The sequence below is a fragment of the Rhodophyticola sp. genome, from assembly GCF_965284195.1.
Taxonomy (GTDB): domain Bacteria; phylum Pseudomonadota; class Alphaproteobacteria; order Rhodobacterales; family Rhodobacteraceae; genus Rhodophyticola.
Window position 1 is genome coordinate 618,372 of the sequence record NZ_CBDIRM010000001.1, and the last position, 24,899, is coordinate 643,270.

The window sequence follows — 24,899 nt, forward strand, 5'->3', positions numbered from 1 at the left end:
GTCATGCCCCTCTCGTACAACTGATCGCGGTTCAAAGCGCGTCTTCGCCGGCCTCGCCGGTGCGGATGCGGATCGCCTGTTCGATGGAGGAGACGAAGATCTTGCCGTCGCCGATCTTGTCGGTCTTGGCCGCGTCGATGATCGCTTCGATCGCGGTATCCACCTGATCATCGGCCAGCACGACCTCGATCTTCACCTTGGGCAGGAAATCCACAACGTATTCCGCGCCACGGTAAAGCTCGGTATGGCCTTTCTGGCGCCCGAACCCTTTGACTTCGGTGACGCTCAGGCCCTGTATGCCGATCTCCTGAAGGGCCTCTTTGACCTCATCCAGCTTGAACGGTTTGATGATCGCCTCGATCTTTTTCATGTCCCCCGGGCCTCCTCGTCATGCATGCCCGCCCGTGACACCACTTTCGCCCATGGGGGGCAATCGGGTAGCATGACGCATGTGTTGCGCCACTGATGGAAACCCAGCGGTGCGATGACGAATTAAGCGGTACGCATATTTTTTATGCAGAACTGAATCGCAAGAGGGGATCGGCGTGACGGAATTGCTGACGGCGGCGCAGATGCGCGGGATCGAAACCGCCGCGATCGACAGCGGCTCGGTCACGGGGTTGGAGCTGATGGAGCGCGCGGGCCGGGGCGTGGTGGAGGCCGTCTTCGCCGAATGGCCGGATCTGGCGCAGGCCCCGCACCGCGCGGTTGTGCTGTGCGGCCCGGGCAACAATGGCGGCGACGGGTTCGTCGTCGCGCGCCTGCTGAAAGGCTGGGGATGGGAGGTGGAGGTGTTCCTATACGGCGATCCCGACCACTTGCCGCCGGATGCGAGAGCGAATTATGAGCGCTGGAGAGAGTTGGGCGCGGTCACCATGCGCGGTATCGACCCGCCCCCCCTGCAAGACGACAATCTGGAAGTACCCGAATGCAGCCTGATCGTCGACGGATTGTTCGGGACCGGGCTCACGCGCCCCTTTCGCGGGCTTTTCACGGTTTTTGCGCAGGCGCGGGACGTGTTTGGAAAAAAGGGCGTTCGCGTGGTGGCGATTGATACGCCCAGTGGCCTCTGCGCCGATAGCGGGCGCATTCTGGGCACCGCGATCAGGGCGGATCTGAGCGTGACCTTTCATGCGGCGAAGCTTGGCCATTATCTGGATCGTGGCCCGTCGGAATGCGGGAAAACCGTTCTCTGTGACATCGGCTTGACGCCGCGATCCGGGGGGAGCGCGGTCGTGCCGCCTGTCGAGACTGTGCGGCTGGTGGAGCGCCCGGCGCATGGGGCGCTGGCAAAACGCGCGGATCATCACAAGTATTCCCATGGTCACGCGCTCATCCTCTCCGGCGGGCCGGGTGCGGGCGGTGCCGCCCGCCTTGCCGCGCGCGGTGCGCTCAGGATCGGGGCGGGCCTCGTCTCCGTTGTCTGCGAGGATGCGGCGGTGGCGGAACATGCAGCACAACTGACCGCCATCATGATCAAACGTGCCAACGGGGCGGGGGGGCTTGCTACTCTTCTGGAAGATGAGCGGCTGAATGCGCTCTGCCTCGGTCCGGGACTGGGTGTGGACCGCGCGAGGGATCTTGTGCCGGTGGCCCTCGGGGCCGGGGACCTTGCGTCACGGGCCCGCGCGCCGGGTGCGCCTCCGCCGCGCCGCTCCGTCGTTCTGGACGCCGATGCGCTCACCGCTTTTGAGGATGCCCCCGCGGATCTGTTCGCGATGCTGCATGACCGTTGCATCCTGACACCCCATGCGGGCGAATTCAGACGCCTTTTCCCGGATCTCTCCGAAAGGCTGGACGCCGCGCCCACCAAGGGCCCCGCCTATTCCAAGGTCGACGCCACGCGGGAGGCCGCCGCGCGGGCGGGCTGCGTGGTGCTGTTCAAAGGGCCGGACACGGTGACCGCAGAGCCGTCGGGGCGGGCGTCGATCAACGCCGCCCGGTATGACCGCGCCGCGCCGTGGCTTGCGACCGCAGGGTCGGGCGATGTGCTGGCCGGGTTCATCACCGGCCTGCTGGCGCGGGGCATGAGCCCGATGGAGGCCGCGGAGACCGGCGCATGGCTGCATGTGGACTGCGCCCGCGCCTTCGGGCCGGGCCTTGTCGCGGAGGATCTGCCCGAGAGGCTTCCGGAGGTGTTGCGCGATCTTGAGGATGCTGCGCCGCTTGGGAGCCTCTGAGGGGAACCTATGGCCGGGGCGCGGGAAACGCGTTGCCGTGCGCGCCCTTGCGCCGTGTTAGGCCGCGTCAGAGACCGGCGGGGCCAGCCGGGCCGTGCTCTGTAGCTCCAGACCCGCGGCATAAAGGATGAGCTGCCGGTCGAAATGGAGAGAGATCACATGCGCCGGCGTGTCCATCGTCCAGCGCACATATTCCCTGTCGATCAGACGCTCGACAGGGACACAGGCTTGCGGCGTGTCGTAAAGCGCCCGGGCGCGCCAATCGCGGATCAGAACGCGCTGCCGGGGCAGAAGCGTGATATCCGCATCCGGTTTTCCGCCAAGCGCATCGCGGCTGACGCGGACCATGCGCAGCCCTTGTGGGACAGTATGGCGCAGCGCGGCGCGCAGCCGATACGCCCCGTCGCGGGTGATCACCCGGTCGCCGGGCACGAGATATTCGACCGGAAGCGTGCCATCCAGCGTAAGCAGGGTGGTGCCGATCGGAAGCGCGGCGTCATCGAGCCACGCCGCCTTGTCCAATGCGCTATGATGGCGCCGATCATCTGCGGGCCGTGTCATATGAAATCCTGCTCATGGATCTGCGGGCAATGCTGCCTCATTGTGATTAGGAAAAGGTTAACCGATACAGGCGGAATTCCCAAAGCCTTTTGACTGGGCGGTTTTTCGCCGTGACAAAGAGGCATCGCCCGGCGGTTTCCCGCAGGCGCATTCGGTCGGCGCGGGGCATGGGGCGCGAAGGCTGCGCCGGTCGCCACGTGACGGTTTGTGCCTTGTTCCGGCCGCCCGGACCGGGGATTTGGCGCGCGCGGCACCCGGCCCGGCCGATGCGTTTTGCCTCTACCCTGTGACCAAGCCCTCTGCTAAAGAACGCGGCGCATGCGGGTGTGGCGAAATTGGTAGACGCACCAGATTTAGGTTCTGGCGCCGCAAGGCGTGGGGGTTCAAGTCCCTCCACCCGCACCAAACCCCTTTCATTTCGGGGTTGAACGCCCCCCGGCCCCCCACTAGTAAGGCGCAAATTCTGCCAAGGGACCCGCCGGGTGCCCTTTTCACCTATGCGAGGACAACGATGAACGTCACCGAGACGCTGAACGACGGACTGAAGCGCGCCTATGAAATCACCATCACGGGCGCCGAGCTGGACGCGAAGGTGGACGAAAAGCTGGCCGAGGCGCAGCCCGAGGTCGAAATGAAGGGCTTTCGCAAGGGCAAGGTGCCGCTGCCGCTGCTGAAGAAGCAGTTCGGCCCGCGCCTGATGGGCGAGGCGATGCAGGAAACCGTTGACGGCGCGATGCAGGGCCATCTTGAGGAGAGCGGCGACCGCCCCGCGATGCAGCCCGAGATCAAGATGGTCAACGAGGACTGGAAGGAGGGCGACGATATCGTCGTGGCCATGTCCTACGAAAAGCTGCCCGATATTCCGGATGTGGATTACAAGAAGCTGAAGCTGGAGCGGCTGGTCGTGTCCCCCGCGGAGGCGGAGGTCGACGAGGCTTTGGGCAAGATCGCCGAAAGCGCGCAGAACTTCGCGACCAAGAAAGGCAAGGCGGCCAAGGGCGATCAGGTGGTGATCGACTTCCTGGGCAAGGTCGATGGCGAGCCCTTCGATGGTGGCGCGGCGGAGGATTACCCGCTGGTGCTGGGGTCCGACAGTTTCATTCCGGGCTTCGAAGAGCAGCTTGTCGGCACCAAGGCGGGCGAGGAAAAGGATGTCGAGGTCTCCTTCCCCGAGGAGTATCAGGCCGAGCATCTTGCCGGCAAGGCGGCCGTGTTCGAGTGCAAGATCAAAGAGGTCAAGAAGCCCGTACCGGCCGAGATGAATGACGAGCTGGCCAAGCAGTACGGGGCCGAGGATCTGGCCGCGTTGAAGGGCCAGATCGAGGAGCAGTTGAAGGCGCAGTATTCCGGCGCCGCCCGGCAGGTGCTGAAGCGGCAACTGCTGGACCAGCTGGACGATCTGGTGAAGTTCGATCTGCCGCCGTCGCTGGTCGCTGCGGAAGCAGGCCAGATCGCCCATCAGCTCTGGCATGAGGAAAACCCCGATGTGCAGGGCCACGACCACCCGGAGATCGAGCCCACCGAGGAGCACAGGACGCTGGCCGAACGGCGCGTCCGTCTGGGCCTGCTTCTGGCCGAGCTTGGGCAGAAGAACGATGTTCAGGTTTCGGATGCCGAGATGACCCAGGCGATCATGAATCAGGCCCGGCAGTATCCGGGGCAGGAGCGCCAGTTCTTTGAATTCATTCAGCAAAATCAGGCCGCGCAGCAGCAGCTTCGGGCCCCGCTTTTCGAGGACAAGGTGATCGACTTCATCTTCGAAATGGCAGCGGTGGAGGACAAGGACGTCTCCAAGGACGATCTGCAAAAGGCCGTCGAGGCGCTGGAAGAGGAGGACTGAGACGTCGGCGCAACCCGCGCAGCCGATATCGCAGACCATCAGACAGTGTGATTTGGGCCGTCCCTGGGGCGGCCCTTTTTACATGCAAAACGCACAAAAAAGGCACGTGCCGCGAAAGGTTTCCCCTATGCGTTTGGCGGTAATCCGCCTATCGTTGTCGGTGTGCCCCGGTCACGGGGCGGCCCGTCCCGTGCCCGGCACGTGGAAGCATCATGCATGGCGGGGGCAGGCCAATTGATCCGGATCGTGGTCGGAGGGTTCTGCCTGCGCCCACATATTTGACACTGATAAGCTTAGGGGAGGGAATTCCGATGAGATTATTCCTAGCCAGCATTTTTCTGTTCTTGTCCATGGGTGTGGCGGCATTGGCCTGCCCGGCCTACCAACTGGCCGGCGGGTCCTTCACCTATACCGGCGACCAGCTTTACACCCCGACGACCTTCGGCGTGCAGGCTGGCGGCGACAACAGCCTGGCCAATTGCGGTCTTGGCACTCTGGGATCGGGCAATTTCCGGTCCGCGCCCGATTACTCCTTCGATCTGTCGGGAATGGACAGCTACCGCCTAGTCATCGATGTGGACAGCACGTGCGACGCGGCGCTGCTCGTTAATACGGCCAACGGTCAGTGGCTGTTCGACGATGACAGCAACGGCAACCTAGATCCGCGGATCGAGCTTGCGACCGCGGCGCAGACCAATGGCCGCGTCGATGTCTGGGTCGGCACATTCGCAGGCGGCGGGTGCAGCGCGACCGTGACACTTGAGACCTTCCTCACACAGGCGCCCGCGCCCGCGCCCACCCCGGCACCGGCACCGGCACCGGCAAGTTGCCCGACATGGAACACGCAAGGCGCGCAGATCCAGCTTACCGGCGACCAGCTTTACGCACCGCAGCGTTATGGGGTTCAGGCGCAGGGCACCACGCCGGCATCGAATTGCGGCGAGTTCCAGGGCACGGGCTATTTCAGCGCCGCGCCGCAATACTCCTTCTATCTGAGCGGTATGGATCCCTACCGTCTGGCGATAGACGTGGTGGCGGAATGCGATACGACCCTGCTGGTCAACAGCGCCGATACCACGTGGCATTTCGACGATGATGGCGCGGGATATCCGAACCCCCGCCTCGAACTGGTCGGCGCCCAGGCGTTGAACGGGCGGGTCGATGTCTGGGTCGGCAGCTATTCCGGCACGCCCTGCAACGCGACCCTGAACATGGAGACCTTCTATGTCACCGCGCCCGCGCCCCAGCCGCAACAGGCCGGTGGATGCCCGAGTTTCGCGCTGTCGGGTCAGCAGGTGAACATCACCGGTCAGCAGCTTTACAGCCCGCAGGCCTATGGCGTTCAGGCCGGTGGCGGCACGCCCGTCGGCGATTGCGGCATCGGCGCGGGGGGCTATGCCAACGCGACGCCCGATTACACCTTCTTCCTGAGCGGTATGGACCAGTATCGGCTTGCCATCGACGTGGACAGCCAATGCGACAGCACGCTGATCGTGAACGCGGCCAACGGGCAGTGGTTCTATGATGACGACAGCAACGGCAATCTGGACCCCCGGCTGGATCTGCGGGGCGCGCACCTGTTGAACGGGCGGGTCGATGTCTGGGTCGGCACCTTCAGCGGGGATAGCTGCCCCGCCACGCTGAACATGGAGACCTGGAACAACTGACCGGTTTCCAGCCTGACGGCATCGCAAGACCCGCCCTCCGAGGCGGGTCTTGTTTTGTCGGTTTTCGCCCGGCTGCGTCACAGCATCTGTGAGAGACGGGACGGCGGACCCCGATGGCGGACGGGCCATGAGGCCCTGCCAGGGCATGAAAAAACCGCGCCGGTAAGGGCGCGGTTTCGATTTCTCCGGTAATGCGGAAGATCAGGCGGTCTTGTCGTCGTCTTCGCTGTCGCCTGCGTCTTCGGCAGACGCGTCGTTGCCGGTTTCGGCAGGCGCCTCTTCCAGATCGTCCAGTTGTGCCGCGCCGATATCGTCGAACAGCTCGGCGATCTCGAACTCCGCGGCGGCCTCTTCTTCGGCGGCCAGTTCCTGGATCGACTTGCCGGAGGCCTGAAGCTCGGCTTCCTCGACGGAGCGGGCGACGTTCAGCGTGATGTCCACCTCCACCTCGGGGTGCAGGATGACATGCACGGTGTGCAGGCCCAGTTCCTTGATCGGACGGCTGAGCGCGACCTGCTTGCGGTCGATGGTGAAGCCATCGGCGGTGGCGGCACCGGCCGCATCGCGGGTGGTCACCGAGCCGTACAGCGCCCCGGAATCGGAGGCGGAGCGGATCACGACAAACTGCTGACCGGCGAGTTTTTCGCCCATCTTGTCGGCCTCGGCCTTGGTTTCGAGGTTTTGCGCCTCAAGCTGGGCTTTCTGGGTTTCGAAGGCTTTCAGATTGCTTTCATTCGCGCGGAGGGCTTTTTTCTGCGGCAACAGATAGTTGCGCGCATAGCCTTCCTTGACCGAAACCACTTCGCCCATCTGGCCGAGCTTGGCCACACGTTCCAGAAGGATAACATCCATGGGTCGTTCTCCTTATTTCACGGCGTAGGGCAGAAGGGCGAGGAACCGCGCCCGCTTGATGGCCTGGGCCAGACGGCGCTGGTTCTTGGCACCGACGGCGGTGATGCGGCTGGGCACGATCTTGCCACGCTCAGAGATATAGCGTTGCAGCAGACGCGTGTCCTTGTAGTCGATCTTGGGTGCGTTGTCGCCTTCGAACGGGTCGGATTTGCGACGGCGGAAAAACGGTTTTGCAGCCATTGGTCTTGATCCTTCCCTTAACGGCGCTCGCGGCGGTCGCCGCGTTCGTCACGTTTCTGCATCTGAACCGAGGGCAACTCGGGGTGTTCATCGACCTTGATGGTCAGAACCCGCATCACGTCATCATGCAGACGCATCAGGCGTTCCATTTCCTGCACGGCGGTCGCGGGCGCGTCCGAACGCATGTAGGCGTAGTGGCCCTTGCGGTTCTTGTTGATCTTGTAGGCCATGGTTTTGACACCCCAGTACTCGTGATCCACGAGGGTGCCGCCATTGTCGGACAGCACGGAGCCAAAATGTTCGATAAGGCCTTCGGCTTGCGTGTTGGACAGGTCCTGACGCGCAATCATCACATGCTCATAGAGCGGCATGTCTTCTCCAGTTCATATCAAAGCGTGTTTCAAAGACCGGGGCGATGATCCTCCGCCCCCCGGTCACGAGAGACCACGCCGGTGCGAAAGCAACGACGGAGGAAGGGCGCCTTATAGGAAGGGTTCGCCCGTGGCGCAAGGGGAAACGCGCCCGCCTCGCCGGGTGCGGGCCGGGGGAGGAATTTCGCCGAGCGGGCGGGCGCGGGTGGCGAAAACCGGCCGGCCCAAGTCGACCGGCGGCGGGGCGCGGCTATCTGTGGACGGGCCGGGCGGCACTCGTGCGGTGGCGCACAGGATCTGTTGAGGCAGATCGGGTTGTCATCGCCGGGTAAGACCCGAGATGTGTTCCGTTATCACTTTGTTCTTTCAGGGAGTTCCCAAGATCATGAAACAGCTTCTGTCCTCTGCCGCGCTGCTTGCCGCGGTGACCGCCACCCCCGCCCTCGCCGATGCGGAGCTTTACCGGCTTGACGCATCGCACAGCCAGATCGTGTTCAGCTGGAACCATCTGGGCCTGTCCACGACCTATGGCATGTTTTCCGGTTTCGAGGGCGAGATCATGTTCGACGCCGACGATCCGGCAAGCTCGTCTGTCAGCGTGTCGATGCCCACGACCTCGATGTTCACCGGCTGGGAAGCGCGGACCGCCCATATGCTGGGCGAGGATTTCTTTGCCGCCTCCGACGAGGACATGATCACCTTCGTCTCCACCGGGATCGAGGTGACCGGCGACGACACGGCCCTGATCACTGGCGATCTGACCATCGGCGACACGACGCAGGAAGTGGTGCTGGACGCGACGCTGAACTCCGCCGGGCCCAGCCCGTTGCCGCAGATGAACGGCGCGCTGGTGGCCGGGTTCGACGCGACCACAACCTTGAGCCGGACGGCGTTCGGCCTGAGTGCGTTCACCCCCTTCGTGGGCGACGAGGTCGGCGTGATGATTTCGGTGGAAGCGATCCGCGCCGCAGATATGGAAAGCTGAGCGCGGCCGCACCGCGGGCACGGTGGCGTGCCGGGCCGCCCCTTGCGAAAGGGGCGGCTTTTTTTGGCCGACATGGGGGGCGTTGTGCGGCGGGCGGGGGCGGGCGGAGGTTATTCCGCGTCGGCACGAACCGCCGTCAGGGCGACCCGCACATCCACACCGAAACCCACGCTGCTTTCATCGGGGTAGCTGGGGCCCATCCCGAAATCGCGGCGATCAAGCGTCACCTGCGCGGAAACCGTTGCCGTATCATCGGCGATGGCCAGTGTGAAGGGCAGAACGGCAGCCACATCGCGACCGGCAAGCGACAGGATGCCATCGACGACATAGCCCTGATCCGCCGCGCGGATGGGGCCGGAGAAACGGGCCGTGGGGAAGGCGGCGGCGTTGAAGAATTCCGCATCCAGCGCCTGCGTGGTCACGCCGCCGAGAGACAGCGACCCGATGGCGATGACCACGTCCACGCGGCCATGGAGCCGATCCGCCGGCGTTTCGGTAAAGTCGATCTCGGCCGTCCAGTCGGCGAAGCTGCCGGTGACGGCGCTGCCCAGTTGCTGGACAGTGATTTCCAGCGTGCCGTCCTGCACCGCCCACTCCGACTGCACCTCGGCCAGGCGCGGGATGGCGGCCCGATCGTCGGCTTGCAGGCCGAGGAGCGTTCCGCCCGCAAGCGCCAGCGCCCAGATCGCGAGCGCGAGAATGCGGGCGCGGCGGCCTTCGCCCCCCGTCCGCTGCGGCATCGGGTCCGGCAGGGCGGGCTGGCCCGGCAGCATCCGGGCGAGGGTCGCATCCCGTTCGATGTAGTGGTGTTTCAGCGCGCCGGCGATGTGAAGCAGGATTGCCGCGGCCAGAAGCTTGGTGAAAAGCCAGTGCCAGGCGGCGAAGAAACCGGCCACCGCCTCCGACCGGGGAACGAAGGGCAGGGTCTGGCCAAAGGGCCACCAGATCGGCGCGAAGCCGGTGGTCGCGGCATGGTGCAGCCAGCCGGAAAGCGGCACGATGACGAGACTTGCATAGAGCACCCAATGCGTTGCATCGGCCAGGAGCAGTTGGGTGGGCCGCCCGGCTATCAGCGTTTGCGGCCGCGGCTGGATCGTGGCCCACAAGATCCGCGCAAGCGCCACGAAGAAGGCGAGAAGCCCGATGGTCTTGTGCAGCGAGAAGAGCAGAGCCTTGACCGCCAGTTGCGCGGAGGTGTCATAGGGCCAGGCATTGGCGACGAGCCCGAGCGGAATGGCCGTCAGAATCAACAGCGCGGTGAGCCAGTGGAGTGTTTTTGCCACGGAGCCGTAGCGCCGCGAACTGTTGCGGGGGCCGGGGTGGTCGGGCCGGGCATCGGTTGCCGTCATGATCCTTCGATCCTCTGCCGTGCTGGGGTGCGATTGATGGTTCAGAGGTAGCGGCTGGCGCGCCCGGCGCAACGCACAAGGCCTGTTCGCAATTGCGAAGAGCGGTTTCATGCGATAGCCCCGATCCTCGAAGCCAGCGATGTGGAGGAGCATCCCATGACCCGAGCCTTTATCTTTCCCGGACAGGGGGCGCAGACCATCGGCATGGGCCGTGATCTGGCCGATGCCTACCCCGAGGCCAAAGCCGTCTTCGAGGAGGTCGACGAGGCGCTGGGCGATGCGTTGAGCACGCTGATATGGGAAGGGGACATCGACGAGTTGACCCTGACGCGCAATGCACAGCCGGCCCTGATGGCCACGTCGATGGCGGCGATGGCGGCCTTGCGCGCCGAAGGTGTCGAGGTGACGGCGGCCTCCTATGTGGCGGGGCATTCGCTGGGCGAGTATTCGGCGCTTTGCGCGGCGCGGTCGATCTCGCTGGCCGATGCGGCGCGGCTTCTGCGGCACCGGGGCGAGGCGATGCAGGCGGCCGTTCCGGCGGGCGAGGGCGCCATGGCCGCGCTTCTGGGGCTGGATTTCAAGGCGGCCATGGCGGTCGCCAAGGAGGCGGCGGACGGACAGGTCTGCCAGGCCGCGAATGATAATGATCCGGCGCAGGTCGTGGTGTCGGGGCACCGGGGCGCAGTGATGCGTGCGGTGGAGATTGCCAAGGTCAAGGGCGCGAAACGGGCGGTGCTGCTGCCGGTCAGCGCCCCGTTTCACTGCGCCCTGATGGAGCCCGCCGCCAGCGCGATGGCCGAGGCGCTGAGCCATGTGGATATCGAGGAGCCGGTGGTGCCGCTTGTCGGGAATGTCACGGCCCATGCCGAAACCTCCAAGATGCTGATCCGGAACAATCTGGTGGATCAGGTCACCGGCTCGGTCCGCTGGCGCGAGAGCGTGCTGTGGATGGCCGCCCATGGCGTGACCGAAACCTGGGAGATCGGTGCCGGCAAGGCGCTGTCGGGGATGGTGCGCCGGATCGACCGGGAGATTGCCACCCGGACGGTGGGAACCGCCGATGAGGTCAAGGCGGCGGCCGAGGTGCTGAACAATGGCTAGGCGCGTTCTGTTCTGGGGTCTGGGCCTTGTCATTCTGGGGGCCGCCACCGCCGGTCTGCTGTATTTTGCAACCGCAGGCGCGACGGTGTTCCGGGTGGAGGGAGACCGGATGTACATGTCGGGCCCGATGACCGGGGCCAGCCCGGAGCGGTTCGAGATGCTGGTGGAGCAGAACCCGGGCCTGAGAACCGTGGTTCTGGGCGACATGCCGGGGGCCGCGGATATCACGGCGTTGCTTCAGAACGGCTATCGCATCCGGAGGCTGGGGCTGACGACCGAGGTGGCGCCCGGTGCCCGGATCGAAGGGGATGCGGTCTGGCTGGTGCTGGCGGGCGCCGGGCGGCAGATCGGCGCGGGGGCCGAGATCGTGATCAGCGACTGGGGCGGCGCGGCCCTGGCCGAGGATGACGTGGCCCATGAGGAACGCCGCCGCTACGTGACCGATATGCTGGGCGATGACGCGTTTTACCGGGCCACGCTGGATGCGGGCGCAGAGGGCCGCCTCCTGACCGGGGAGGATTTTTCCCGGTTCGGGCTGGTGACCGGCGGTTGATTTCAAAAGGAGACGGTGATGACGGATTTGACGGGCAAATGCGCTTTGGTGACCGGGGCGTCAGGCGGGATCGGCGCGGATATCGCGAGACAGCTGCACGCCGCGGGCGCGACTGTGGGTCTGAGCGGAACGCGGGTCGAGCCGCTGGAGGCGCTGGCCGCGGAACTGGGCGAGCGGGCCCATGTCCTGCCCTGCAACCTGAGCGATGCAGAGGCCGTCGAGGCGCTCCCGAAACAGGCGATAGCGGCGATGGGGTCTGTGGATATCCTTGTGAATAACGCGGGGATTACGCGGGATAACCTGTTCATGCGGATGTCCGACGAGGAATGGGCCAGCGTTCTGGAGGTGAACCTGACCTCTACCATGCGGCTGTGCCGGGGCGTGTTGCGCGGCATGATGAAGGCGCGCTGGGGCCGGATCGTCAACATCAGCTCGGTCGTGGGCGCGACGGGCAACCCGGGGCAGGGGAACTATGCGGCCTCCAAGGCGGGGATGGTGGGCATGTCGAAATCGCTGGCCTATGAAGTGGCGTCGCGGGGGATCACCGTCAATGCGGTGGCGCCGGGCTTCATCGAAACGGCCATGACCGACAAGCTGACCGACGACCAGAAGACCAAGATCCTTGCACAGATCCCGGCGGGCCGGATGGGCACACCGGGCGAGATCGCCGCGGCGGTGGTGTATCTTGCAAGCCCGGAGGCGGGCTATGTGACCGGGACCACGCTGCATGTGAATGGCGGGATGGCGATGCTTTGAGCGATATCTCCTGGCAGCAGCGGGTGAGCCTGATACTGGCCCGATATGGGCAGAAACCCGTGCTGGCGCTGCCTTTTCCGCAGCCGGTGGCGCGGGCGCTGTTCAATCTGAACGCGCGGATCGTCTACAGGACGCCGCGCGATCTGACGCTGCGGGCGGACAGGATCGGCGGTGTGCCGGGCGTTTGGGCCGGCCGGCGGGGGCAGGCGAAAAACGGCGTGCTGCTGTTTCTGCATGGCGGCGCCTTTGTTCTGGGATCTGTCCGGTCCTATCGCCATCTGGTTGCGGCCCTTGCGGCCGAGGCGGGGCTGGAGGGGTTTCTGGCGGATTACCGGCTGGCCCCGGAGCATCCGTTTCCCGCGGCGCTGGACGATGCGCTGGCGGCCTATCAAGGGCTGCTGGCGGCGGGACACGCGCCGGACCGGATCGCCCTTGCCGGAGACAGCGCGGGCGGAGGGCTGGTTCTGTCGCTGCTGCATGTGCTGGGGCGGGAAGGCCTGCCGATGCCGGCGGTGGCCGGCGTGATGTCGCCGATCACGGATATGACCTTTTCCGGCGCTTCGATAGCCGCGAACCTGAAACGCGACCCGCTGATCCCGGTGAAATGGGGATATCGCGGCGTCATGGAGTATCTGAACGGGCACGACCCGCACGATCCGCGGGTTTCGCCGCTGTTCGGAGATTTTTCGAGCGCCCCGCCGGTGATGATACAGGCTTGCGAAACCGAGGTTTTACGCGATGACGGAGTTCGCATGGCCGATTTGCTGCGGCGGGCCGGGCGGGAGGTGGTTCTGGATATCTGGCCCCGGGTGCCCCATGTGTGGCATCTGATGGCCGGACGTGTGCCCGAGGCGGACCGGGCCATTGCCGAGCTGGGCGGATTTCTGAGCCGCCATACTGCAGGGGAAACGGGCGATTCGGGACAACGGGAGGGACCGGAAAAACCGCAACCAGCATAGTTGCCTTCGCTTCGGAGTATGCTATAGGCGGCGCAGATTTGCCGGGGGGCGGGAACGCCAGACGGAAATGGACCGGCTTGACCGGTTTGGAAACCGCCAGATGGGCGAAACGAAGGGTGGCACGGACTATGTCTGCCCGCAACGGATGAGGAAAGACCATGAGCGACATCGCAGATCGCGTGAAGAAAATCGTCGTCGAGCACCTGAGCGTGGAAGAGGACAAAGTAACTGAAAACGCCTCGTTCATCGATGATCTGGGCGCAGATTCGCTCGATACCGTTGAACTGGTCATGGCATTCGAAGAGGAATTCGGCATCGAGATTCCGGACGATGCGGCCGAAACCATTCAGACTTTCGGCGATGCGGTGAAATTCATCAAGGAAGCATCGTAAGCGATCGATTGCCAGTTTTGGAATTTGCAGGCGGCACCCTTTTGCGGGTGCCGTTTTGCTTTTGCGGGCTGTTTTCCGCCGGAAACCCGGGTTGTGGGCCCTTGGTTTGCAAGGCGCGGCCGAGCGGTATCCCCTGTTGGAATTGCATGTAGCATCTTGCCGGGCGGGATATAGAGAACCGGACGCACGCCACGTGATCGCCGGGCTGGGGATTGCCCCGGATCACCCAATGGCGGTATCAGGTGTCGAATTGCGCTGAGAAGATAAGGGGCGGGATATGAGGCGAGTGGTTGTTACCGGGCTGGGGCTGGTTACGCCTTTGGCCTGTGGGGTCGAAGAAAGCTGGTCGCGTTTGCTGGCCGGAAAATCGGGCGCGGGCACGATTACCAAGTTCGATACGACGGGCTTTGCCACGACCTATGCCTGTGAAGTGCCGCGGGGCGATGGTACGAATGGGACGTTCAATCCGGATGACTGGATGGAGCCGAAAGAGCAGCGCAAGGTCGACGAATTCATCCTTTATGGAATGGCCGCCGCGCAGCAGGCCGTGGAAGACGCGGGCTGGATGCCGGAGGCCCATGAAGACCGGATCCGCACCGGGGTCATGATCGGATCGGGGATCGGTGGGTTGAACTCCATCGCCGAGACCTCGATCACGCTGAACGAACGCGGGCCGCGGCGGGTGTCGCCCTTCTTCGTGCCCGGTGCCCTGATCAATCTGGTCAGCGGTCAGGTGAGCATCCGCTATGGGTTCAAGGGACCGAACCATGCGGTCGTGACCGCCTGTTCGACCGGCGCGCATGCCATTGGCGACGCGGCGCGTCTGATCATGCTTGACGACGCGGATGTTATGATCGCCGGCGGGGCCGAAAGCCCGATCGGCGCCATCGGCGTGGCCGGGTTCAACGCGTGCAAGGCGCTGAGCACCAAGCGGGGCCATGAGCCCGAGAAGGCCAGCCGGCCCTGGGACGCGGATAGCGACGGGTTCGTCATGGGAGAGGGCGCGGGTATTGTCGTGCTGGAGGAATACGAGCATGCGAAGGCCCGCGGCGCTCGGATTTACGCCGAGATACTGGGCTACGGCCTGTCGGGCGATGCCCATCACATCACCGCGCCGCCGCCGGATCACGAAGGCGCGGAGCGGGCCATGCGGGCGGCCCTGAAACGGGCGGGGCTGGAGCCTTCGGCGGTGGATTACGTGAACGCCCATGGAACATCCACCATGGCCGACACGATCGAACTGGGGGCCGTGGAACGGCTGATGGGGGACCATGCGGAAAACGTGCTGATGTCGTCCACCAAATCGGCGACCGGGCATCTGTTGGGCGCGGCCGGTGCGATAGAGGCGATCTTCGCGATCCTGGCGTTGCGCGATCAGGTGGCACCGCCGACGATCAACCTGGACAACCCGGCGGCCGAAACCCGGATCAACCTTTGTGCAAACACCAAGGTCGAGGGCGAGATCAACGTGGTTCAATCGAATTCTTTCGGGTTTGGCGGAACGAATGCCTGCCTGATCATGGGGAAAGTCTGACCTTATGTGGAAACACGTCGCCGCCAACGGGCTGAGCTTTCTGATCGTGGCGTTCATCGCCTTTGCGGCGGCAATCGGCTGGGGGCAGAGGGAATTCACCACGTCGGGGCCCTTGCAGCAGGCGATCTTTTTCGAAGTGGAGCGGGGCGCGAGCCTGCGCACCGTGTCGGAGGGGCTTGCCGAGGAGGGGGCCATTTCCAGCCCGATGGTCTTCCGGCTTGGCGCGGATTACACCGGACAGGCCGGGGAACTGCGGTTCGGGAATTACGAGATCCCGGCGGGTGCCTCCATGGCGGAGATTCTGGATATCGTGACATCCGGGGCGGCCTCCACCTTTCGCTATACGGCGACATTCGTGTTGCGCAACCAGGGCACGGGCGAGATCCGTCTGCGGGAGCGTGTGCCGGGCACGGGCGAGATCATAGAACTGGCGACTTTTGCCTATGAAGAGGAAGTGCCGGAGATCTACCGGGAACTGACCGGCAGCGATGCACAGGTGGTGTATCGGGTTTCGGTGCCCGAGGGGCTGACCAGCTGGCAGATCGTCGAGGGGCTCAACCAGGCGGAGTTTCTGAGCGGGGAGGTGCCGGAACTGCCGCAGGAGGGCATGCTGGCGCCCGACACCTACGAGGTGGAGCGCGGCGCGGACCGGCAGGAGTTGCTGGCGCGGATGCAGGCGGCGCAGGAGGAGATCCTGACGGCGGCCTGGGAGGCCCGTGCCGATGACGTGCCGCTGGACACAATCGAGGAGGCGCTGATTCTGGCGTCGATCATCGAGAAGGAAACCTCGGTGCCGGAAGAGCGCGGCCGGGTGGCGAGCGTTTTCGAGAATCGCCTGAACAGGGGGATGCGGTTGCAGACCGACCCGACGGTGATTTACGGGGTCACGAACGGACGCGGCGTATTGGGCCGCGGCATCCGGCAGAGCGAGTTGCGCGATGACAATCCGTGGAACACCTACGTGATCGATGGCCTGCCGATAACCCCGATCGCCAACCCCGGACGGGCCGCGATCGAGGCGGCGCTGAACCCGGACGAAACGGATTACGTGTTCTTCGTTGCCGATGGGACGGGGAGCCATGCCTTCGCCGAAACCCTTGAGGAGCATAACCGGAACGTGGCCCGCTGGCGCCAGATCGAAGCGGAACGCGAGGCGTCCGCGACCGAGTGAGGCCGCGCCCGATGCGGATCGCGGGGCGTGGAGTGCCAACCTCTCCGCGGCCTCGGCATCTCGGGGAGAAGGAGGCGCGGGAGGTTAACAGAGTGTAACGCCGTGCGGGCCCCGTTAACCCTTTGTAAATGAAAAACTTATTGACTGTGCGCGCGGTCTGTGGCATCACTTGTGACATGCTGGAAGAAGTGGGTAAGCGGCCCGGGATTTGATGTCCCGCGGTCGCTTTTTCATTTCTCGCTCGTGCGGGTTTTGAAGCACGGGGACTATTGAACTTGACAGCTATTACTCACGAAACACCCGGTCTGGAAACGGACCGTAACGATCTGGCACGGGCCGAAGGGATCGTGGCCGAGGCGATGAAGGCGTTCGATGTGGCGCTGGAGGTGCTGTCCGATGCGATTGACGCGCTGCGGGCAGAAAAGACGGTGGGCGAACAGGAGGTCACCAAGGACCTCAGGGCGATGAACACCGCCTACATGTTCGCCTTGCAGATGCGGGAGAAAGCGCGTGACGCAGGAGACAGACACGGGACCGCTGCCGGGGGGGGAGGACTTGACCTTGACGCAGCGCGCGAGGAGATCGGCCTCCGCCTGGCTTGCCTTGAGGCCGCAAGCGGAAGTGGACGCGTTTCTGGAAAGCCTGAGTGATCAGGCGCTGGCGGCGCTGCCCTACGTCTTCGATGTCTGGGCCTTGCCGCACCAATTGCCGCCGGAGGGGGACTGGCGGACCTGGGTGATCCTGGGCGGTCGCGGCGCGGGGAAAACCCGCGCCGGGGCCGAATGGGTGCGGATGATGGTCGAGGGCGGCACGGCCGAGGCACCGGGGCGGGCGCGGCGGCTGGCGCTGGTGGGGGAGACCTATGATCAGGCGCTGGCCGTCATGGTGAAGGGGGAGAGCGGGATATTGGCCTGCTCTCCACCCGACCGGCGCCCGCGCTGGGTGGCCGGGGAGCGGATGCTGGTCTGGCCGAACGGTGCGGAGGCCCGGCTCTACTCCGCCCATGATCCGGAGGCGTTGCGGGGGCCACAGTTCGATGCGGCATGGGTCGATGAGCTGGCCAAGTGGAAACGGGCGCAGGACACCTGGGACATGTTGCAGTTCGGGCTGCGGCTGGGTCGCCATCCGCAACAGGTCGTCACCACCACACCGCGCAACGTGGCGGTTCTGAAGGACCTGCTGACCCGGGAGAACACGGTGATGACAAGCGCACCGACGGAGGCGAACCGGGCCTATCTGGCGCCGTCCTTTCTGGACGATGTGAGGGAGCGCTACGGCAATACGCGACTGGGCCGGCAGGAGCTGGACGGGGAGCTGCTGGAGGATGTGGATGGGGCGCTGTGGCGGCGGGCGGATCTGGATGCCGCACGGGTCGAGACGGTGCCCGACGGGGCGCGCGTGATCGTGGCGGTGGACCCGCCAGTGACGGGACATGACGGCTCCGACGCGTGCGGGATCGTGGTTGTGGGCGTTGTTCGGGACGGGCCGCCCGAAAAATGGCACGCGGTGGTGATCGAGGACTGTTCGGTCCGGGCGGCAACGCCGCAGGGCTGGGCGGAAGTGGCGAGTGCGGCCTATCACCGGCACGGGGCCGGACGGATGGTGGCGGAGGTCAATCAGGGCGGCGATCTTGTCGAGACGATCATGCGGCAGACCGATCCGCTGGTGAATTACCGGGCGGTGCGGGCCTCCCGCGGGAAGGTGGCCCGCGCGGAGCCGGTGGCCGCCTTGTATGAGCAGGGCCGGGTCCGGCATCTGGGCACCTTGCCGGAACTGGAAGACGAGATGTGCAAGATGGCGCTGACCGGGTTCGAGGGCCGCGGAAGCCCGGACCGGGTGGACGCGCTTGTCTGGGCGCTGACCGACGGGATGCTGGGACCCGCGCGGGCCTATCGGAACCCCGCGGTGCGGACGCTGTAACGAAGGTGAAACTGGTCGAAGGGGCGCTCATCCGCCCTTGTCGGGGTGCCTCGCATGATGCGGCGGCGCCCTTTTTCATGGACTGAGGAGAGATGCGGATGGTGTTGGATTTCTTGAAACGCGGCACGGTCGAGGTGCCGGAGGCCAAGGCCTCGGCAGCGGGCCGGGTGATGGCCTGGGGCGGGGCCGGGCGTGTCGCATGGAGCCCGCGGGACACGGCGTCTTTGACGCGGACCGGATTTCAGGGGAACCCGGTGGGCTATCGCTCTGTCAAGCTGATCGCGGAGGCGGGGGCGGCGCTGCCGGTTGTCTGTCAGGATGCGGAGCGGCGCTATGACCTCCACCCGGTTCTGGGGCTTCTGTCGCGGCCCAATCAGGCACAGGGGCGCGCCGAACTGATGGAGGCGCTTTACGCCCAGCTATTGCTGTCGGGCAATGGCTATCTGGAGGCCGTGACGCCGGAGCCCCGGGTTCCGGGAGAGTTGCATGTGCTGCGTTCGGACAGGATGAGCCTTGTGCCTGGCGCCGACGGCTGGCCGGTGGCCTATGACTACACGGTGGGGGCGAAGAAGCACCGTTTTGCGCCCGAGCTGATCTGCCATATCCGAAACTTCCATCCGCAGGACGACCATTACGGGCTGGCACCGCTTCAGGCGGCGGCGACGGCGATCGACGTTCATAACAGTGCCTCGCGCTGGTCGAAGTCGCTTCTGGACAATGCGGCGCGGCCGTCGGGCGCGATCGTCTATCGCAGTGCGGATGGCGCCGGATCGATGAGTCAGGACCAGTTCGACCGGTTGCAGGCCGAGATGGAGGCCCATCACCAAGGCGCGCGGAATGCCGGCCGGCCGATGTTGCTGGAAGGCGGGCTTGACTGGAAACCGATGGGCTTCAGCCCGTCGGATATGGAGTTTCAGAAGACCAAGGAGGCCGCCGCGCGGGAAATCGCGCTGGCCTTCGGGGTTCCACCGATGCTGCTGGGCATTCCAGGGGACGCGACCTACGCGAATTATGCCGAAGCGAACCGGGCGTTCTATCGGCTGACCGTCTTGCCGATGGCGCAGAAGGTTCTTGCGCAGCTGTCGCACTGGCTGTCGGGGTTTGCGGGCGAGATCGTCGAGTTGAAGCCGGATCTGGATCAGGTGCCCGCCCTGGCCACGGAGCGCGATGCGCAATGGCGCAGGGTGGCCGAGGCCGATTTTCTGACCCAGGCGGAAAAGCGCATGATGCTTGGGCTTCCGAAACTGGTGGAGGATGAATGAGTGGGCGCGACGCGGGCGGCTCCCGGTATCTTTATGACCCGTTCGATGCGGCCAATGCACGGATCGAGGCCAATGAACGGGTGCTGGAGGAGCGGTGGCAGGCGCTGACCTTCCGCCTGGAAGCGATCGAAACCGCGATCGAGCGGCTGGAACGGCGATTATGGCTGGCCGTTTTTGGCGTGGTCAGCGTGATCCTGGCCCAGGGTATCAACGAGTTGATCCAGATGAGTTCTGGTGGATAGGAGACGGGAATGACGGCAGTAAACACCGCAGGGCTTGAGACCAAGTTCTGCCAGTTCGATGACGCGCTTGTTGTCACCGAGGGGCGGGTGATCGAGGGCTATGCGAGCCTGTTCGGCGCCTGCGACCAGGGCGGAGACGTGGTGCAGCCCGGCGCCTATGGGCGCAGCCTGAAAGCGCTGCAGACCGCGGGCCGCAACGTGAAGATGCTCTGGCAGCATGACCCTGCGCAGCCCATCGGGATCTGGGACGAGGTTCGCGAGGATCGCAAGGGGCTTTGGGTCAAGGGGCGCCTTCTGGACAGTATCGAAAAGGGCCGCGAGGCTGCCGCGCTGATCGAGGCGGGGGCGATCGACGGATTGAGCATCGGGTATCGCACGGTGCGGGCCCACAAGGACGATCAGGGGCGCAGGCTTCTGTCGGAGGTGGAGCTTTGGGAGGTCTCTCTTGTGACTTTCCCGATGCTGCCACAGGCACGGGTGGATGCCCAGGAGGCCGCGCAGGCCAAGGGCGACATCCTGCATGAACTGGCGACGGTGTTTCAGGACGCCCGCCGTAAACTGGCGGCGCGCGAGCCCCGCTGATCTCATCTTAAACAATCAGGATGATGTGATGACCGAGACTGAGACCAAGTCCGGGGCCGGAGGTGGTGTGTCTGCCGACCGGGGCCCCGCGGCTGAAGTAAAGAGCGCCCTTGACGGGTTTCTGAGCGAATTCAGCCAGTTCCAAGACGATATGACTGCAAAGCTTCAAAAACAGGAAGAGCGTATTGCCATGCTGAACACCAAGACCATGACCCACCGCCGCCCCGTGTTGTCGGCGGCAATCGACGAGGGTGCGCCGCACAAGAAGGCGCTCTCCACCTATCTGCGTTGCGGCGACGATGATGCGCTGCGCGGATTGGAGATCGAACAGAAGGGGCTGAACGTGGCGGTGAACGCCGAGGGTGGTTTCCTTGTGGATCCGCAGACGGCGGAGCAGATCCAGGGCGTCCTGCGGTCGTCCTCTTCGCTGCGTTCGGTGGCCAATGTGGTCAATGTGGAGGCGACCTCGTTCGACGTGCTTGTCGATCACACCGATGTTGGCGCCGGCTGGGCGACGGAATCCGGACCGCAGGCCGAGACCGATACGCCGCAGATCGAACGGATCTCGATCCCGCTTCACGAGCTTTCGGCGCTTCCCAAGGCGTCTCAGCGCCTGCTGGACGACAGTGCCTTCGACATCGAGGGCTGGCTGGCGGACCGGATTGCGGACAAGTTCAGCCGCGCCGAGGCGATGGCGTTCATCTCGGGCGATGGTACGGACAAGCCGACCGGCTTTCTGACACATCCGACAATCGACAACGCTGCCTGGACTTGGGGCAACCTGGGCTATGTCTTCACCGGCACCGATGGCGATTTCGACGCCACAAACCCGGCGGATGCGGTCGTTGATCTGGTGTATTCTCTGGGCGCCAGGTACCGCGCCAACGCGAATTTCGTGATGAACTCGAAAACCGCAGGAGCTGTGCGGAAGATGAAGGACGCCGACGGCCGGTTCCTGTGGTCCGACGGGCTGGCGGCGGGCGAGCCGGCGCGCCTGATGGGGTATCCGGTTCTGATCGCCGAGGACATGCCCGATATCGGCTCCAACGCGATGGCGATCGCCTTTGGTGACTTCAACGCCGGGTACACGATCGCGGAGCGTCCCGATCTGCGGGTTCTGCGCGATCCGTTCAGCGCCAAGCCGCATGTCCTGTTCTATGCCACCAAGCGCGTGGGCGGCGATGTCAGCGACTTTGCGGCGATCAAGCTGCTGAAATTCGGCACGCTCTAAAGCCACGGTCGCGCGAGGCCAGAAGATCCCGCCCGGATGATTTCCATCCGGGCGGGCAGGGGCGGCCGGCCCAGAGATATTTGCGTTGTCCAGCAGTGTGTGTCCTTCCGCCCGAGCGGCGCGAAGGGCCGGTCGCCCTATCCAATGAGGTAGGTATTTCCCGGAGAAAACAACATGATGATGGTCGAATTGACCTCGGTCTCAAGTGCTGCGTTGCCAGTGGCGGAACTGACCGATCATTTGCGGCTGGCCACCGGGTTCGCCGATGACGGCAGCCAGGACGCACAGCTGGAAAGCTGTTTGCGGGCGGCCCTGTCGTCGATCGAGGCGCGGATCGGCAAGGCGCTGATGCGGCGCCGCTTTGCATGGCAGCTGAGCAAGTGGCAATCCGACGAGCTGCAATCGCTGCCCTTGGCGCCGGTCGAGAGCATCGAGAGCGTCAAGGTGATCTCGCGCTCGGGCGGCGAGACGCTGGTGGATCCGGCGCGCTATGTGCTGCGCGGCGATACCCATCGCCCGGCAATCCTGGCTGTCGGCGGCACGCTGCCATCGCCGTCGCAGGGCGGGATGATCGAGATCGAGTTTACCGCCGGCTACGGTGTGGACTGGGCCGGCGTGCCCGCTGATCTGCGGCAGGCGGTTCTGATCCAGGCGGCGGAGTTCTATGGCGGTCAGGCGGATCACGACACCGGGTTGCCCTTTGCGGTGACGGTGCTGATCGAGCCCTATCGCGCGATCCGGCTTCGCGGGGGTGGGGCATGAGCGCCCGGCCGCATTTGTCGCGCCGTCTGCGTCTGGAGGGGCCGATGCGGGTGCCTGACGGCGCGGGCGGCTTCACCGAGGTCTGGCAGGCCCTGGGCCATATCTGGGCCGAGGTGGCTGCGCGGACGGGACGGGACGACGCCACGATTTCCCGTCTTGGCCTGCGGATCACGGTCAGGGCGGTACCGCAGGGGGCCGCGTCGCGCCCGACCCCGCAGCAGAGATTTGTCGATGGGTCGCGGATCTACCGGATCGAAGCGGTGACCGAGGCCGACCCGGAGGGCCGGTACCTGACCTGTTATGCCAGCGAGGAGGCGGGGGCATGAGTTACGGGATGACAGCCGCCCTGCAAACGGCGGTTTATGCCGCCCTTGCAGGCGATGCGGTGCTGGACGGGCTGGTTGGCGGGGCGATCTACGATGCACTGCCGCCGGGCCCCGTGCCGCCGATCTACGTGAGCCTGGGCCCCGAACGGGTACGCGACCGGTCGGACAAGACCGGCGACGGTGCGCTGCATGATTTCAGCGTGACCGTGTTCAGCGAGCAGGCCGGTTTTCAGACTGCCAAGGAGGTCGCGGCCCGTGTGTCCGACATTCTGGATCGGGCGGAGCTGACGCTTGCGCGGGGGCGTCTGAGTGGCCTGCTGTTCACCCGGGCGCGGGCCCGACGCACGACCGGAGGACGAGAGATAGAGATCTGGTTCCGCGCCCATGTGGATGACGCCGCGCCGGTGTGAACCGCGGGACCCAAGCCTTTGACTTGATTGGAGAGAAATATGACTGCCCAAAACGGTAAGGACCTTCTGGTGAAGGTCGATCTGGATGGCCAAGGTGTGTTCCAGACGCTTGCAGGCCTGCGCGCCACGCGGCTGAGCTTCAACACCGAAACGGTGGATGTGACCAGCCTGGAATCCACCGGCGGCTGGCGCGAATTGCTGGGTGGCGCGGGTGTGAAATCGGCCGCGCTGTCAGGCTCGGGCGTGTTTCGCGATGAAGCGACGGATGAGCGCGCGCGGCAGATCTTCTTCGACGGGGAGGTGCCCGAGTTTCAGGTCATCATTCCGGATTTCGGGACGGTCGAGGGGCCATTCCAGATCACCGCGATCGAGTATTCGGGCAATTACGATGGCGAGGCGACCTACGAGTTGTCGATGGCCTCGGCGGGTGCCTTGAATTTCACTCCGCTCTGACCGGATGGCGAACCCCCTGAGAGGCGAGGTGGCGCTGGTTCTGGATGGCGAACGCCGGGTCTGCAAACTGACCCTGGGTGCGCTGGCAGAACTGGAAGCCCGGCTGGAGGCGGAGAGCCTGACGGCCCTTGTCGAACGGTTCGAGGGCGGCCAGTTGCGCGCCCGCGACGTTCTGCTGCTTGTCCTGGCGGGGTTGCGCGGGGGCGGCTGGACCGGCGATCTGCCCGATCTGGTGCAGGCCGAGATCGAGGGCGGGCCGCTGGAAGCCGCGCGGGTGGCCGCGCGGATGCTGGCGCTTGCCTTCCAGCCGCCCCGATGAGGACGGATGCGGGCTTCGACTGGCCCGGGCTGATGCGCGCGGGCCTGCAGGGTCTGGGCCTGACCCCTGACCAGTTCTGGGCGCTGACACCGGCGGAACTGCTGATGATGCTGGGTGAGGGGCAGGGCCCCGCGCCGATGGGACGGGCGGGGCTTGAGGCCCTGGCCGCCCGGTTCCCTGACACCACACGCAGCCCGGAGGGCGAGACATGACGACCGAAACGGAAGACGAGTTCGCGAGGCTGGAGATCCAGATCGAGCAGATGGAGCAGGCGCTGGCCGGGGCGTCCACCATGGCCTCCGCCTTTCAGAGCGAGCTGCGCGGCATGCAGGAGACGATGCTTTACACGGGCCGCGAGGTGCAGGGCATGTCGCGCAGCATCGGCGGTGGCCTCAGACGGGCCTTCGACGGCGTGATCTTTGACGGGATGCGCCTGTCGGATGCGCTGAGAAACGTGGCGCAGAGCATGGTGGACGCGGCCTACAACACCGCCATGCGGCCGGTGCAGAACGCCCTGGGCGGCGCGCTGAGCAACGGGATCAACAGCCTGGTCAGCGGCATTCTGCCGTTTCAGAACGGCGGCGCGTTCAGTGGCGGGCGGGTGATGCCCTTCGCGCGCGGCGGGGTTGTCAGCGGTCCGACGCATTTTCCGATGCGCGGCGGGCTGGGCCTGATGGGAGAGGCGGGGCCGGAGGCGATCATGCCGCTGAGGCGCGGGGCGGATGGCCGCCTGGGCGTCGCCTCGGCGGGCGGTGCCCCGGTCAATATCACAATGAATGTCAACACGCCGGATGTGCAGGGGTTCCAGCGCAGCCAGACCCAGATTGCCGCGCAACTGAGCCGGGCGATGGCGCGCGGACAGCGCAACCGCTGAGACACCG

30 protein-coding genes and 1 tRNA gene are annotated in these 24,899 nt (G+C 65.2%); 25 read left to right on the top strand and 6 right to left on the bottom strand.

Annotated elements, in window-relative coordinates; translation table 11 throughout:
• Window positions 1-31: 31 nt before the first annotated feature.
• Window positions 32-370 carry a P-II family nitrogen regulator gene (locus ACQ651_RS03120; protein ID WP_227285278.1) on the bottom strand — a complete coding sequence of 113 codons (339 nt, stop codon included), beginning with the start codon at window positions 368-370 and terminating at the stop codon, window positions 32-34.
• Window positions 371-545: 175 nt separating this feature from the next.
• On the opposite strand from ACQ651_RS03120, the gene ACQ651_RS03125 reads away from it, so the two are divergent.
• Window positions 546-2,180, top strand: coding sequence for an NAD(P)H-hydrate dehydratase (locus ACQ651_RS03125; RefSeq protein ID WP_430448269.1), 1,635 nt, complete (start codon window positions 546-548; stop codon window positions 2,178-2,180).
• 57 nt (window positions 2,181-2,237) lie between these two features.
• Here the strand turns inward: ACQ651_RS03125 and ACQ651_RS03130 are convergent, their stop codons facing one another.
• Window positions 2,238-2,741 carry a Hint domain-containing protein gene (locus tag ACQ651_RS03130; protein ID WP_430448270.1) on the bottom strand — a complete coding sequence of 168 codons (504 nt, stop codon included), beginning with the start codon at window positions 2,739-2,741 and terminating at the stop codon, window positions 2,238-2,240.
• Between the two features lie 320 nt (window positions 2,742-3,061).
• On the opposite strand from ACQ651_RS03130, the gene ACQ651_RS03135 reads away from it, so the two are divergent.
• From ACQ651_RS03135 to ACQ651_RS03145, 3 genes are all read left to right on the top strand, one after another.
• A tRNA-Leu gene (locus ACQ651_RS03135) sits at window positions 3,062-3,146 on the top strand.
• 106 nt (window positions 3,147-3,252) lie between these two features.
• On the top strand, window positions 3,253-4,581 hold the full coding sequence (tig, locus tag ACQ651_RS03140) for a trigger factor (protein WP_227285564.1): 1,329 nt from the start codon (window positions 3,253-3,255) through the stop codon (window positions 4,579-4,581).
• Between the two features lie 311 nt (window positions 4,582-4,892).
• The gene (locus ACQ651_RS03145) at window positions 4,893-6,248 is read left to right on the top strand and encodes a hypothetical protein (RefSeq protein ID WP_430448271.1); all 1,356 of its coding nucleotides are present in this window, start codon (window positions 4,893-4,895) and stop codon (window positions 6,246-6,248) included.
• Between the two features lie 201 nt (window positions 6,249-6,449).
• On the opposite strand, the gene rplI is transcribed toward ACQ651_RS03145, so the two are convergent.
• Genes rplI through rpsF form a run of 3 tightly spaced genes read right to left on the bottom strand, consistent with a single transcriptional unit; the run spans window position 6,450 to window position 7,711 of the window.
• Window positions 6,450-7,100, bottom strand: a complete 651-nt coding sequence (gene rplI, locus ACQ651_RS03150; RefSeq protein ID WP_430448273.1) for a 50S ribosomal protein L9 — start codon at window positions 7,098-7,100, stop codon at window positions 6,450-6,452.
• 12 nt (window positions 7,101-7,112) lie between these two features.
• The gene (gene rpsR / locus ACQ651_RS03155; RefSeq protein ID WP_121898262.1) at window positions 7,113-7,340 is read right to left on the bottom strand and encodes a 30S ribosomal protein S18; all 228 of its coding nucleotides are present in this window, start codon (window positions 7,338-7,340) and stop codon (window positions 7,113-7,115) included.
• Between the two features lie 17 nt (window positions 7,341-7,357).
• Window positions 7,358-7,711, bottom strand: a complete 354-nt coding sequence (gene rpsF / locus ACQ651_RS03160) for a 30S ribosomal protein S6 (protein WP_121898261.1) — start codon at window positions 7,709-7,711, stop codon at window positions 7,358-7,360.
• Window positions 7,712-8,096: 385 nt separating this feature from the next.
• On the opposite strand from rpsF, the gene ACQ651_RS03165 reads away from it, so the two are divergent.
• Entirely contained in the window at window positions 8,097-8,696 is a 600-nt protein-coding gene (locus ACQ651_RS03165) for a YceI family protein (RefSeq protein ID WP_430448274.1), read from the top strand.
• A gap of 110 nt (window positions 8,697-8,806) precedes the next feature.
• Here the strand turns inward: ACQ651_RS03165 and ACQ651_RS03170 are convergent, their stop codons facing one another.
• Window positions 8,807-10,045 carry a cytochrome b/b6 domain-containing protein gene (locus tag ACQ651_RS03170; RefSeq protein ID WP_430448275.1) on the bottom strand — a complete coding sequence of 413 codons (1,239 nt, stop codon included), beginning with the start codon at window positions 10,043-10,045 and terminating at the stop codon, window positions 8,807-8,809.
• 156 nt (window positions 10,046-10,201) lie between these two features.
• Between ACQ651_RS03170 and fabD the strand changes: the two genes are divergently transcribed.
• The 20 genes from fabD (at window position 10,202) to ACQ651_RS03270 (ending at window position 24,892) form a co-directional block, all read left to right on the top strand.
• Window positions 10,202-11,146: an ACP S-malonyltransferase gene (gene fabD / locus ACQ651_RS03175; RefSeq protein ID WP_375550242.1), complete on the top strand. Its 945-nt coding sequence runs from the start codon at window positions 10,202-10,204 to the stop codon at window positions 11,144-11,146.
• Window positions 11,139-11,699 (top strand): hypothetical protein, encoded by a 561-nt coding sequence (locus tag ACQ651_RS03180; RefSeq protein ID WP_430448277.1) that lies wholly within the window; start codon window positions 11,139-11,141, stop codon window positions 11,697-11,699. Before fabD ends, ACQ651_RS03180 begins: the two co-directional genes overlap by 8 nt.
• Window positions 11,700-11,717: 18 nt before the next feature.
• On the top strand, window positions 11,718-12,455 hold the full coding sequence (gene fabG, locus ACQ651_RS03185; RefSeq protein WP_227285288.1) for a 3-oxoacyl-ACP reductase FabG: 738 nt from the start codon (window positions 11,718-11,720) through the stop codon (window positions 12,453-12,455).
• Window positions 12,452-13,414, top strand: a complete 963-nt coding sequence (locus tag ACQ651_RS03190; RefSeq protein ID WP_430448279.1) for an alpha/beta hydrolase — start codon at window positions 12,452-12,454, stop codon at window positions 13,412-13,414. Before fabG ends, ACQ651_RS03190 begins: the two co-directional genes overlap by 4 nt.
• A gap of 158 nt (window positions 13,415-13,572) precedes the next feature.
• A complete protein-coding gene (locus ACQ651_RS03195) occupies window positions 13,573-13,806 on the top strand; it encodes an acyl carrier protein (protein ID WP_121898256.1) in 234 nt (77 codons plus the stop codon).
• A gap of 277 nt (window positions 13,807-14,083) precedes the next feature.
• Window positions 14,084-15,340, top strand: a complete 1,257-nt coding sequence (fabF, locus tag ACQ651_RS03200) for a beta-ketoacyl-ACP synthase II (RefSeq protein ID WP_227285290.1) — start codon at window positions 14,084-14,086, stop codon at window positions 15,338-15,340.
• A 4-nt stretch (window positions 15,341-15,344) separates the two neighbouring features.
• Entirely contained in the window at window positions 15,345-16,511 is a 1,167-nt protein-coding gene (gene mltG / locus ACQ651_RS03205; protein ID WP_430448280.1) for an endolytic transglycosylase MltG, read from the top strand.
• Between the two features lie 275 nt (window positions 16,512-16,786).
• Window positions 16,787-17,161, top strand: a complete 375-nt coding sequence (locus ACQ651_RS03210; RefSeq protein WP_430448282.1) for a hypothetical protein — start codon at window positions 16,787-16,789, stop codon at window positions 17,159-17,161.
• Entirely contained in the window at window positions 17,133-18,431 is a 1,299-nt protein-coding gene (locus ACQ651_RS03215) for a DNA-packaging protein (RefSeq protein WP_430448284.1), read from the top strand. The genes ACQ651_RS03210 and ACQ651_RS03215 overlap by 29 nt, the downstream gene beginning before the upstream one ends.
• A 98-nt stretch (window positions 18,432-18,529) precedes the next feature.
• Complete coding sequence (locus ACQ651_RS03220) at window positions 18,530-19,693, top strand: phage portal protein (protein ID WP_430448286.1); 1,164 nt, start codon at window positions 18,530-18,532, stop codon at window positions 19,691-19,693.
• Window positions 19,690-19,935: a GTA head formation protein, RCAP_rcc01685 family gene (locus tag ACQ651_RS03225; RefSeq protein WP_227285295.1), complete on the top strand. Its 246-nt coding sequence runs from the start codon at window positions 19,690-19,692 to the stop codon at window positions 19,933-19,935. The genes ACQ651_RS03220 and ACQ651_RS03225 overlap by 4 nt, the downstream gene beginning before the upstream one ends.
• A gap of 9 nt (window positions 19,936-19,944) precedes the next feature.
• A complete protein-coding gene (locus ACQ651_RS03230; protein WP_227285296.1) occupies window positions 19,945-20,517 on the top strand; it encodes an HK97 family phage prohead protease in 573 nt (190 codons plus the stop codon).
• Between the two features lie 28 nt (window positions 20,518-20,545).
• Complete coding sequence (locus ACQ651_RS03235; protein WP_227285297.1) at window positions 20,546-21,748, top strand: phage major capsid protein; 1,203 nt, start codon at window positions 20,546-20,548, stop codon at window positions 21,746-21,748.
• A gap of 174 nt (window positions 21,749-21,922) precedes the next feature.
• Window positions 21,923-22,510 carry a head-tail connector protein gene (locus tag ACQ651_RS03240; protein WP_227285298.1) on the top strand — a complete coding sequence of 196 codons (588 nt, stop codon included), beginning with the start codon at window positions 21,923-21,925 and terminating at the stop codon, window positions 22,508-22,510.
• Entirely contained in the window at window positions 22,507-22,836 is a 330-nt protein-coding gene (locus ACQ651_RS03245; protein WP_227285299.1) for a head-tail adaptor protein, read from the top strand. The genes ACQ651_RS03240 and ACQ651_RS03245 overlap by 4 nt, the downstream gene beginning before the upstream one ends.
• Window positions 22,833-23,246 (top strand): DUF3168 domain-containing protein, encoded by a 414-nt coding sequence (locus tag ACQ651_RS03250; protein WP_430448288.1) that lies wholly within the window; start codon window positions 22,833-22,835, stop codon window positions 23,244-23,246. Before ACQ651_RS03245 ends, ACQ651_RS03250 begins: the two co-directional genes overlap by 4 nt.
• Window positions 23,247-23,285: 39 nt before the next feature.
• The gene (locus ACQ651_RS03255; RefSeq protein WP_227285301.1) at window positions 23,286-23,699 is read left to right on the top strand and encodes a phage major tail protein, TP901-1 family; all 414 of its coding nucleotides are present in this window, start codon (window positions 23,286-23,288) and stop codon (window positions 23,697-23,699) included.
• Window positions 23,700-23,703: 4 nt separating this feature from the next.
• Window positions 23,704-24,018, top strand: a complete 315-nt coding sequence (locus ACQ651_RS03260) for a gene transfer agent family protein (RefSeq protein ID WP_430448289.1) — start codon at window positions 23,704-23,706, stop codon at window positions 24,016-24,018.
• Window positions 24,015-24,230: a rcc01693 family protein gene (locus tag ACQ651_RS03265; RefSeq protein WP_430448291.1), complete on the top strand. Its 216-nt coding sequence runs from the start codon at window positions 24,015-24,017 to the stop codon at window positions 24,228-24,230. Before ACQ651_RS03260 ends, ACQ651_RS03265 begins: the two co-directional genes overlap by 4 nt.
• Window positions 24,227-24,892, top strand: coding sequence for a phage tail tape measure protein (locus tag ACQ651_RS03270; protein ID WP_227285304.1), 666 nt, complete (start codon window positions 24,227-24,229; stop codon window positions 24,890-24,892). Before ACQ651_RS03265 ends, ACQ651_RS03270 begins: the two co-directional genes overlap by 4 nt.
• Window positions 24,893-24,899 lie beyond the last annotated feature (7 nt).